This is a genomic window from Psychrobacter sp. (assembly GCF_030457785.1).
In the GTDB taxonomy this organism is placed as follows: Bacteria; Pseudomonadota; Gammaproteobacteria; order Pseudomonadales; family Moraxellaceae; genus Psychrobacter.
Window position 1 is genome coordinate 1 of sequence record NZ_JAKDUI010000081.1, and the last position, 10,317, is coordinate 10,317.

Below are 10,317 nucleotides of genomic sequence, written 5' to 3' on the forward strand. Positions count from 1 at the left end.
TTATCAATAAACAAAATTAATATAACTAATAGGTCTGATACTAACACAGGATGGCAATTTTTAACTCTACAAAAAGTTGACATCTTGTATACTGACTTGTTTACAGATTGTTGTAGACAAGCTCGGTTTTTGGACTTGTTTATTAGGGAAGTGTATAGTTAAGCCAGTTCTTTCCTCATTTACTAAATATCAATGATTGTGATGGCAGTAAGCCTATATAATAATAGGCACATTGCATTTTTAATTTATAAATCAAACCGTTCGTTATAGGAAGTATATTATGTCAGACCGTTATGGTGAATTTGTTCAATCTTCTCTTGGTAAAAAAGTGGCAAAAAACTTAGGCCTGCCATTGCCAGTGACGTTGGATCGCTTTGAAGCAGGTGAGCCTCTGGTACGTGGTAGCGTATTGGTTGGTCGTGCTGATGGTGATGATAAAAACATCAGTGCCTCAGTCGCACGAATCCTAGCAGACTTGCACGCTGAAGTTTACGTCAATAGCAGCGACGATATCAAAGACGCTTTGGCTGATGCTGGTATTGAAGCAAAAGCGAATACGGGTGGTGATGATAAGTTTAAAGCGTTAGTATTTGATGCTAGTAATATTAGCAACGCGGATCAGTTAAAAGAAGTGTATGCGTTTTTCCATAGTGAAGCTCGCCGCGTAGAACAATCAGGTCGAGTGGTCATCGTGGGTCGCCCACCAGAAAATATCACTGACATTGAAGCGTCATTGGCACAGCGTGCGCTTGAAGGCTTTGTGAAATCTGTTGGCAAAGAGTTCAAACGTGGCATCACGGCACAGCTTGTATATGTCGAAGAAGGTGCAGAACAAAACCTCGACTCAACCCTACGCTTTTTCACCTCAGCTCGCTCTGCTTACGTTTCAGGACAAGTTGTGCGTATCAGTAAAGGCAATGAAGTTGAGGTTGATTGGACGCAGCCTTTGGGTGGTAAGACCATGCTAGTGACTGGCGCCAGTCGCGGTATCGGTGAAGCCATCTCTCGCGTATTAGCCCGTGAAGGCGCACACGTCATCTGCCTAGACTTACCACAGCAGCAAGCAGATCTGCAAAACGTCGCCAGTCAAATCAGTGGTTCAGTCCTAACGGTCGACATTACTAGTGAAGACGCTGGCAAGGAGATTGCAGAAGCAGCACAAAAGCGTGGCGGTCTAGATGCCGTTATCCATAATGCCGGTATCACTCGTGATAAAACGTTGGCGAAAATGGACGAGAGCAAGTGGGACACGGTTATGGATATTAACTTAGGCAGTGTCGCTAGGTTAAACAGTTACCTATTGGAGAACGACGTTTTGAATGATGACGCACGTATTGTTTGCGTATCATCTATCTCCGGTATCGCTGGAAACATGGGTCAAACAAATTATGCAACTTCCAAAGCCGGTGTGATTGGTTTGGTGGATGCCACTGCTCCTCAATTAGATAGTAACGCTAAAGGTATGACGATTAACGCTGTGGCTCCTGGATTTATCGAAACACAAATGACCGCTGCTATTCCATTTGCTATTCGTGAATCGGGTCGTCGCATGAACTCAATGAGTCAAGGTGGTATACCAGTAGACGTAGCTGAGACAATTGCTTGGCTTGCATCGCCAGCGGCAGGTGGTTTGAACGGCAACACTGTTCGTGTTTGTGGCCAAAGCTTACTTGGTGCATAATAGCAAGCAAGGTGTGCAATAATAGGGCATGTCCTATTAAAGTGATGACTCTCTGAATGGATTAACGTGGCTAACTTTTTGTCACTGATTGCCTATTACTTATTGTTCATTACTAAAAGTCAGGACATGCCTTCATTTTTAGCGAGCATGAGTGGTGATTAGCCCCAAAATTAATGCATGAAATAAAGTATTATCATTGGCTAATCTCACACATACTTACGAAAAAATGCCAATAAATCCTAATAAAGCTGCCCAAGGGTGGCTTTTTTATGGTAAAAACACAAGAGTCAAAAGCCAAATCGTCATTGTTGGTAATGCTGTACTGTAGATTATAACTACTGTAGATTTAGCATAGACTTTTCTGTACTGCTCGATGACAGTTTCAATCAATGGCTTTTTTTAAAGCATGCTAAAATGTATTAAGAAATTTGCTCAGGCCTCTCCTAGGACTTATTTATGTCAGACAAACATTATGATGCGTTGCCAAAACCGCATACTACTTATGGCAATATTGTTAAAAGCTTATTGCCTATCGGCAACGGTGATAAAATCAGTAAAGACCAATTGCCACAAGCAACCTATCATGTAGACGATCTGCATATCGATCAGGATAATTTAGATGATTATCGAAAGATCTGTGGGTTTGCTGATAATGGCAAAGTGCCAATTACTTACTTTTCTGTGCTGTCTCAAGCCTTGCAAATGAACATGATGGTCAAAGAGCCGTTCCCCTTTGCTATGCTGGGATTGGTACACGTCGACAACAGCGTGACCCAATACCGTCCTATTGGTGAGCGTGAAACAGTGACACTATCGGTTACTTTTGATAATTTGCGAGATCATGCACAAGGTCAGCAGTTTGACTTTGTAACGACGGTCACATCAGAAGATAAGGTCGTTTGGGAAGGGGTGTCGACTTATCTGTCACGCGGTAAAAAGCCAAAAGTCAGCAGAGACAAGAAAAGAAAACCACGTCCAGTAACTGCTAAGCCGTCAATCAACGAGAACGGTGTACACAGTATCTTTGAAGTTCCAGAAGATATCGGTCGTCGTTATGCTTTTGTTTCAGGTGATTTTAATCTCATCCACTTACACCCATTGTCTGCACGTGCGTTTGGTTTTCCGAAAGCGATTGCTCATGGTATGTGGTCAAAGGCCAAATGCCTCGCTTTAATGGATGATTTGCCCGAGTCTTGCACAGTAAGTGTATCATTTAAGCTACCGATATTTTTGCCAGCTGAAGTTGAGCTGATTGCAGACTCAGTCGCAGAGTTGGCAAATGTAGACGGTACTTGTGAATTTGGGCTCTTTAGCTCTAAAAATGACAAGCCGCATTTGGCAGGTACGGTTAAATTACTAAGTGATAGTGAGTAGAAAGTTTGCAAAATGACTTTGAATCACGCAAAAACTCTTTTATCTTAATCTAAAAACTAACGAACCAATTTATAATTATGACGTCACAAACAGAAGCAGTAAGCTCGGATCAAATGGATGACTTATCCTCCAGCAACGACAGTGATACAACAGACCAATACGCCGCTGATAATGGAATCGACCTCGCAACTGTGATTGAGCCGTATTTTCGCCCTGACGCCAATACTATTGTATGCGGTGCACTTGACGACCAAAAAATATCTGCATTAGCGGAAGCCGGCGTTGAGTTGGTGATTAATTTACAGCCGACTGATGAATTGAGTTTTGATGAAGCAGCAGCGGTCGAGCGGGCTGGCATGCATTATCAACATTTACCGATCAGCGGTGCTGCAGATTTAAAACAGCTTAAAATATTGGCGTTTGATAATTTACTACGACAATACCATGGTAAAAAAATAGTGATGCATTGTATGTCAGGTAATAGAGTCGGTGCTGCGGCTGCACTGCGAGCGGGCTGGTTGCGTGGTCGTAAAATGGATACGGCTATGGAGCGTGGACGTAGTCATGGTTTGACGAAGCTTGAACAAGAGGTTCATAATCGTCTTTTGGTACCGCGCTAAAGCAGTTATATAGCCGGTAAATGGAAAGGCGACCGAAAGGTGGCCTTTTTTATTGGCTGTCTTTTGATGAAGCTTTTTAATTATTATCTGTGGCGAGAGCAGTGTTTATTACAGAATTGAGGGTAATCAGCCAAAAAAATACCACCTAAAATAGTCTGTTATAAGTGGTTTTATTATATGACCCAAGCCATAAAATTCATTACCCATACCTGACCTTAACGACCTGATACAAGACTTACAGTTAGCCAAACAGATAGCGATTGAAGACAGAAAGCCAAACGCACTGACAGCAGCGACAATCTCACAAGCCAAGTTACTAGGATTAGACAGACCACAGATAAAAGACGTAAATGCCGACACTGTGCAATCAATCAGCGACTTGATGGACGAGTTATCGCATGATGAAACACCAAAGAGGATAAACCATGACGCTTGATGACCTGATAGACGAATTGGACGATGCACGACAGACAGCAAAAGAAAATAACCAAGCATCTGCCATGGTCAGTGCGACAATGAGCAAGGCTAAATTGCTAGGACTGGATAGAGCTGACAGTAACAACGATGACCACGTGCAACCAGTCGAAGTTATTATTCAAACGGTGGACGCTAGAAAACCTAATAGTCTATGACAAAACGGCAATGTGACAAGACTACTTCTCATTGACTAACTTTTGTCTTAAGATAATAAAAAAATTCACAGAAAATTATATACTGAGAAGTAATATGACGTTTCGCAAGTCTTCCTTGATGAGCAAATTATCTCTTTCTTTATTCGCAGCACTACTCTCTGTATCAGTAGTGGCGTCAGATTTTAATGATACTCAACGACTAGCCAACCAAGGAGATGCTGACGCACAGTTTAGCCTTGGGTATATGTATTACCATGGCGAAGGTGTGAGTCAAGACTATCAGAAGGCGGCTGAGTGGTACCAACTGGCTGCGAACCAAGGAGATGCTAACGCGCAACTCAAACTTGGGTATATGTACGAGAGTAGCGAAGGCGTACGTCAAGACTACCAGAAGGCGGCTGAGTTATATGAGCTAGCTGCCAACCAAGGAGATGCTGACGCTCAGTATAACCTTGGAAACATGTACTACGGTGGCGAAGGTGTGAGTCAAGACTATCAGAAGGCGGCTGAGTTATATCAACTAGCTGCGAACCAAGGACATGCTTATGCAAAGTATAACCTTGGAACCATGTACTACGGTGGCGAAGGTGTACGTCAGGACTACCAGAAGGCGCTTGAGTTATATCAACTAGCTGCGAACCAAGGAGATGTTGACGCACAGTATAATCTCGGGTATATGTACGACAATGGCAAAGGCATACGTCAGAACAAGGCTAGTGCGAAAGAGTGGTTTGGGAAAGCTTGTGATAATGGAGATCAAAGTAGTTGTGATGCTTATGAGATGCTAAATGAAGACGGTTATTAAACACAGTTGAACTAATACGACAGTCACAATCACACAAAACGCATTGCATACAGTGGTCAATGCTTAGATTGAAGCGATTCATCAAGACAGGTAACGAGATGACCCTAAACTTTTAATTTTGCGACTGTAAAAATGTGCGTTAGCGGTCGGTCACCGCTTGAGAGGTTGTGAACTATTGCACCGCCCTAGCCAGTAGTTAGTCACCTAGACGAATTACAGACATAAAAAAACCTCCAAAGTTGAACTGACCCCCAAAACTTGGACGGTTTAGTTTAACCCAAGGACTGAGTTCTGTATTGCACAGGGCTCAGTCCTTTTAGTTTCAATTGAATACGCTCATGGTTGTAATAATGAATGTACTCATGGATTTGTTGCTCTAACTGCTCAATGTTTTGAGGCTTCTCAAGGTAAATGGTCTCACACTTTAATGTACCGAAGAACCCCTCCATGAGCGCATTATCCAAGCAGTTGCCTTTTCTACTCATGCTTTGCTTAATACCATGGTACTTAAGCGTCGTGCCAAACTGCGCCATTTGATAATGCCATCCTTGATCCGAGTGCAGCATTAACCTCTTATCCCGACACGCTTTAGTTCTTGTTAATGCACAATCTAGCATTTGACTCACCAAATCATAAGTCGGCCTTCTTGAGAGCGTATAACTGATAATCTCATTGTTATAACAATCAAGTATGGGCGATAAATACAGCTTATTATCGCCTACCTTAAACTCAGTAATATCCGTCAGCCAGCGCTTATGTGGCCCATCTGCATGAAACTGACGCTTTAAGTGATTCTTCGCGATCTTGCCTTGCACTCCTTTATAGGAACGGTACTTCTTGCGTCTTATCTTTGCGCTAAGCGTCATTTGACGCATAAGCTTAGCAATGAGCTTATGATTGTGATGAACCCCTACCGGCTTTAATGCGGCCGTTATTCTACGATAGCCATATCTACCTTTATGCTGATGATACAGCTTAGCAATACGTGGCTTCAACTCAGCGTATTTGTCGTCACTCTCAAGCTTTGCTCTATGATAATAAAAAACGCTTTTAGGCATACCTGAGACTTTGAGTAAGTCAGATAAACAGCAGTCATCTCTTAGCGCTTCGATGAGCCTTGCTTTCTGTCTGCTTGTTCCTCCGCTTTGAGCAAGGCATCGAGCTTTTTTAAGTAGGCATTCTCCGCACGCAGATATTGCAGTTCACGCTTAAGCTCTGTAGGCGTCTTTTCATCATCTGGTTTGTTTGTGATAACTGGCTTGGTCATGGCGCCTCTACCTTTAGGTTTGGGAGTGAGTCCAGACATACCATGAAGTCGATACGCTTTGTGCCAGTGGCTGATGAGCGCAGGTGAGCTGATGTTAAACGTTAAAGCGACCTCAGACTGGCTTAACCCTTGTTCTAGCATGACTGTGAGTACGTTAAGTTTAAACTCGCTACTGTATTTAGTTTTACTCGCCTTTGGCTTGATAGCCTCTATACCGCCGCTTTTGTATTGATTAATCCATCTAGAGATTATCTTTTTATCAAGTCCAAACTTCTTTGCTGTTGCGACTCCGGTATGTCCTTGCCGATAGTATGATATGACTTTGAGCTTAAAGTCCAGATCGTAACGCATAAAAATACCCCATAAGTTGTGTCCAACTTATGGGGGTCAGTTCAAAGTAGGAGGTTTTTTTTATCGTTAAGAGGTTGATCGTCAGTTAATCTCAGAAACTTTAAGCAAATATCAAAGTGTACACTAAGATGTACACGCTCAAAATTTATAATTGACTAACTGTACTAAAATCAACCATTTAGCTTTTATAAATGGTACCAGTGGTCGGACTCGAACCGACACGCTTTTAAAGGCAACGGATTTTGAATCCGTCATGTCTACCAATTCCATCACACTGGCATGTTAGGAGATAATTTTTATTTAGTGATTATGTATTTAATCATCAAACAAATATTATCGAATTGGGCTACGGTGTTTACCGTATAGGCTGCGTATTATAGCAGCCTATTTTTAGCCGTCAAGAAGTAATTGATAAATTTTTCGCTTATTTGCGAAAGTATCGCTCATGTCTTGTGCGTCTCGCAGTATTTAGGTTTGATCTAACCTACAAATGCACGCTCTACAGCATAATCAGCTTGTACACCCATACGCGGTGAGACAGTCAGACCGAAGCCATCCAAAATCTCTGAGACTTCAGCGTTGAAAGGCATGCTGCCACATAGCATGACGCGGTCATCTTCTTTGTTAATTGGAGGTAAACCAATGTCTTCAAAAAGCTTGCCTGACTTCAGCAAGTCCGTCACTCGACCTTGGTTTCTGAATTCTTCACGAGTAACAGTAGGGTAGTAGATGAACTTTTCACGGAACCATTCACCAAAGATTTCATCGTTAGGCAGTTCTTTTTCGAACATCTCTTGATACGCTAGGTCTTTGACATGACGCACACCATGAACCAAAATGATTTTATCAAAGCGCTCATACACATCAGGGTCACGTGCCAGCGCTAAGAACGGAGCAAGTCCAGTACCTGTCGATAGCATATAGAGGTTTTTACCTGGTAGTAAATCATCTAGGACGAGTGTGCCAGTAGGTTTTTTACTGACCAATAACTCATCACCGACTTCGATGTGCTGTAGGCGTGAGGTCAACGGACCATCTTGAACTTTGATGGAAAAGAATTCGAGATGGTCTTCGTAGTTTGGGCTAGCGATTGAATACGCTCGCAACAATGGTCTGCCATCGACAACGATTCCAATCATCGCAAACTCACCATTTCGGAAGCGCAAGCCATCGTCACGGGTTGTTTTGATACTAAATAGAGAGTCATTCCAATGATGAACCTCAGTGACCGTTTCGGTGCGAAGTTTTGACATACAGTCCTCGTTAATAAGTTATTATCGGTGTCGTTCAGTGTTGTGATAATTTGATAGATAAATAGGTATTAAGCAACAGTTTTCAATGATGCGGTGATTGCTGACACGCACTGGGTTGTTGATAATTATGTGCTCAGTGGTAATCAGTATGTTTATCACCGTTTAATAATACGCTGGGTGGATTATTGGGTGCGACTATATTTCTGACCCTTTTCGTTCGATGAGGTACAAAATCTAGAAGTTATCCTCAAATTCATCGCACATAATACCAAACTTTAAAATAAAAGTCCGTCTGGTCGTGTGTGTGTGGCATGATAAAATAGAATATCGTTAGTAAATAATTTTGTATCATCTGGCAGATCAGCTCTATTAAGTGTGTTTCGTTGCGATATTAGGGCTGAATGGCCATGAGCGCAGATAGTAGCAAGGCTTCTGTAAGTAAAGTTTCTGCCTTTACTGTGGCTTTTGCCGTTATTGCTATTCTTTGAATTTTTTTTGGCTGTTTTTGATATTAATAAGGGAGGCTCTCTATGTCTGCTGGCGATATGAGCGTAGGTGAGTGTTTAGAAAAATGTGCAGAAGAATGTGTAGAGGAAGGCATGAAAAATCACCATCATTCGCCTATCATAGGCTATCATCGTGCGCCTCTGTCACAGAAGTTTGGTGCGCCGAGACAGCCAAACTTAGTACCTTTGACTAGCGTGATTGAGATGTTGCCGCCTTATGATACGCCAGCAGCGTTTGTCGGTCTCGATGCTTTTAGTCATATTTGGCTCAGTTGGCAGTTTCATCACAATCATCTAAATAAGTCAAATAGTGCCAATACAGTCAAAAATGCCGGAAGCGATGATGTTACCAGTAACAGCAATCAGGACGAATCGACGCATGATAGCTCGACACTTAATAAATCGATCCGTGGTAAGGAGTTGGCAAGTCAGTTTCGCCCGCAGGTACGTCCACCTAGATTGGGTGGCAACCAAAAAATAGGTGTATTTGCCAGTCGCAGCATGTATCGTCCATCGGCATTGGGTTTGTCTGTCGTCAGGCTTGAACGCGTTGATGTCGTACAGGGCAGGGTATTACTGACCATCAGTGGTGCTGATATGGTAGATGGTACGCCCATTATAGATATTAAGCCTTACGTTGCTTATAGCGATGCGTTGCCTGATGCCAAGAGCGGCTTTGCCTCTGATGCACCCGTGTTATCGGATGTGTTGGTTGCAGACGCTGCCCATGAGCAGTTTATGAGTATTATGACGCATCAAGGGTATGATAAAAAAGGGCAAGACGTCAGCGCTCAGCGTCTAATTGATGACGTTCAGAGCAGGCTGGTTGGCTCTGATATTGAAGCGATTAAAGCGTTAATCGCGCAAGACCCTCGACCTGCGTATCGCCGTGATCAGATAAATGTACCGTTTGTCATGCGCTACAAGTCAGTTGATGTGAGTTTTCAGTTATTGCCATCAGAGCAGCTAAAAGTGACGTCGATCGCAGAGGTCGCATAAGTTTCTATACTGAACTTCTTATAACTACAGCCCCTAACTATAATGTGTTTGCATCCTTTTGATACTTGGATTTAATAATAAAAGAAGAACCTTATGTCTGCTCAAAAATATTCAATCATGGTTGATTTACGTTGGTGTCTAGATGAGCTACTGGCTGATAGAGTAATAGACCAGCGCGGCTACAACCTAGTGATTACCAGCCGTCGTGATAAGTCGCAGCATCCATTGCTGACCATTAGTGAGTTTGGTCTGCCAAATGGTCATGCGCTGGATAATACCTCTGAGAATAAACTGACACTTGCATGGCTCAATCAATGGCTGGCGGCAAAAGCGGATATGTCTATCGTTCGTATCGATCCGCTAAAGGTAGATGTGCCTGAAGTGACAAAGCTAATGTCTTTTGAATATGCACGCTCGCAGCACATTTTACCGATTGAAGTGACACTAGATGAAGTCGTTATCGGTACCGATCAGCCGTTTTATACTGACTGGCATTCCAATATCGAAAAGCTAATTAAGTCTAAAGCGTATCGTACCGTCTACATTAACCCTGAGCAGATCAATCGCTATCGACAGGAGTTTTATCAAGTCACGCAAGCGATTGCTGGTGCAAACTCATTGCACAAACGTGCCGCTGCGGATGTGACCAATGTCGAAGCGTTGTTGCAGCTGGGTGATAACAATAGCCCCGATGCCAATGATCAACATATCGTCAAGGTCGTCGACTGGTTGTTGCAGTATGCTTTTGAGCAGCGCGCTAGTGATATTCATTTAGAGCCACGCCGTGAGACGGGCAGGGTTCGCTTTCGTATCGACGGCGTATTACATA

At 42.9% G+C, this 10,317-nt stretch carries 9 protein-coding genes, 1 tRNA gene and 1 pseudogene; 7 read left to right on the forward strand and 4 right to left on the reverse strand.

The annotated features are described in order from the left end of the window. The first annotated feature begins 280 nt into the window (after nucleotides 1-280). The 5 genes from L0J61_RS05600 to L0J61_RS05620 all read left to right on the forward strand — a co-directional run bounded on the left by L0J61_RS05600 (nucleotide 281) and on the right by L0J61_RS05620 (nucleotide 5,112). Nucleotides 281-1,681 (forward strand): 3-oxoacyl-ACP reductase, encoded by a 1,401-nt coding sequence (locus L0J61_RS05600; protein WP_301465351.1) that lies wholly within the window; start codon nucleotides 281-283, stop codon nucleotides 1,679-1,681. A gap of 456 nt (nucleotides 1,682-2,137) precedes the next feature. Then, complete coding sequence (locus L0J61_RS05605; protein WP_301465352.1) at nucleotides 2,138-3,055, forward strand: MaoC/PaaZ C-terminal domain-containing protein; 918 nt, start codon at nucleotides 2,138-2,140, stop codon at nucleotides 3,053-3,055. A 77-nt stretch (nucleotides 3,056-3,132) separates the two neighbouring features. Continuing rightward, complete coding sequence (locus L0J61_RS05610; protein ID WP_301465353.1) at nucleotides 3,133-3,675, forward strand: sulfur transferase domain-containing protein; 543 nt, start codon at nucleotides 3,133-3,135, stop codon at nucleotides 3,673-3,675. 425 nt (nucleotides 3,676-4,100) lie between these two features. Next, nucleotides 4,101-4,307 carry a hypothetical protein gene (locus L0J61_RS05615; protein ID WP_301465354.1) on the forward strand — a complete coding sequence of 69 codons (207 nt, stop codon included), beginning with the start codon at nucleotides 4,101-4,103 and terminating at the stop codon, nucleotides 4,305-4,307. 118 nt (nucleotides 4,308-4,425) lie between these two features. Then, entirely contained in the window at nucleotides 4,426-5,112 is a 687-nt protein-coding gene (locus L0J61_RS05620; RefSeq protein ID WP_301465355.1) for a tetratricopeptide repeat protein, read from the forward strand. Nucleotides 5,113-5,384: 272 nt separating this feature from the next. On the opposite strand, the gene L0J61_RS05625 is transcribed toward L0J61_RS05620, so the two are convergent. The 4 genes from L0J61_RS05625 to L0J61_RS05640 form a co-directional block, all read right to left on the reverse strand. Then, complete coding sequence (locus L0J61_RS05625) at nucleotides 5,385-6,308, reverse strand: IS3 family transposase (protein WP_301465357.1); 924 nt, start codon at nucleotides 6,306-6,308, stop codon at nucleotides 5,385-5,387. After that, nucleotides 6,212-6,730: a helix-turn-helix domain-containing protein gene (locus tag L0J61_RS05630; RefSeq protein WP_198335245.1), complete on the reverse strand. Its 519-nt coding sequence runs from the start codon at nucleotides 6,728-6,730 to the stop codon at nucleotides 6,212-6,214. The genes L0J61_RS05625 and L0J61_RS05630 overlap by 97 nt, the downstream gene beginning before the upstream one ends. A 192-nt stretch (nucleotides 6,731-6,922) precedes the next feature. Further along, nucleotides 6,923-7,009: transfer RNA gene (locus tag L0J61_RS05635), tRNA-Leu, on the reverse strand. A gap of 200 nt (nucleotides 7,010-7,209) precedes the next feature. After that, complete coding sequence (locus tag L0J61_RS05640; RefSeq protein ID WP_301465356.1) at nucleotides 7,210-7,983, reverse strand: ferredoxin--NADP reductase; 774 nt, start codon at nucleotides 7,981-7,983, stop codon at nucleotides 7,210-7,212. Nucleotides 7,984-8,582: 599 nt separating this feature from the next. Here L0J61_RS05640 and L0J61_RS05645 point away from each other — a divergent pair. Beyond that, entirely contained in the window at nucleotides 8,583-9,488 is a 906-nt protein-coding gene (locus L0J61_RS05645; RefSeq protein ID WP_301465358.1) for a tRNA (N6-threonylcarbamoyladenosine(37)-N6)-methyltransferase TrmO, read from the forward strand. Nucleotides 9,489-9,581: 93 nt separating this feature from the next. Continuing rightward, nucleotides 9,582-10,317, forward strand: a pseudogene (locus tag L0J61_RS05650) (type II/IV secretion system protein); the annotation flags it as partial.

Excerpts from the sequence above, each read along its gene's own strand:
- L0J61_RS05600 (WP_301465351.1), top strand. The coding sequence starts at position 281 with ATGTCAGACCGTTATGGTGAATTTGTTCAATCTTCTCTTGGTAAAAAA.
- L0J61_RS05605 (WP_301465352.1), top strand. The coding sequence starts at position 2,138 with ATGTCAGACAAACATTATGATGCGTTGCCAAAACCGCATACTACTTAT.
- L0J61_RS05610 (WP_301465353.1), top strand. The coding sequence starts at position 3,133 with ATGACGTCACAAACAGAAGCAGTAAGCTCGGATCAAATGGATGACTTA.
- L0J61_RS05615 (WP_301465354.1), top strand. The coding sequence starts at position 4,101 with ATGACGCTTGATGACCTGATAGACGAATTGGACGATGCACGACAGACA.
- L0J61_RS05620 (WP_301465355.1), top strand. The coding sequence starts at position 4,426 with ATGAGCAAATTATCTCTTTCTTTATTCGCAGCACTACTCTCTGTATCA.
- L0J61_RS05630 (WP_198335245.1), bottom strand. The coding sequence starts at position 6,730 with ATGCGTTACGATCTGGACTTTAAGCTCAAAGTCATATCATACTATCGG.
- L0J61_RS05640 (WP_301465356.1), bottom strand. The coding sequence starts at position 7,983 with ATGTCAAAACTTCGCACCGAAACGGTCACTGAGGTTCATCATTGGAAT.
- L0J61_RS05645 (WP_301465358.1), top strand. The coding sequence starts at position 8,583 with ATGAAAAATCACCATCATTCGCCTATCATAGGCTATCATCGTGCGCCT.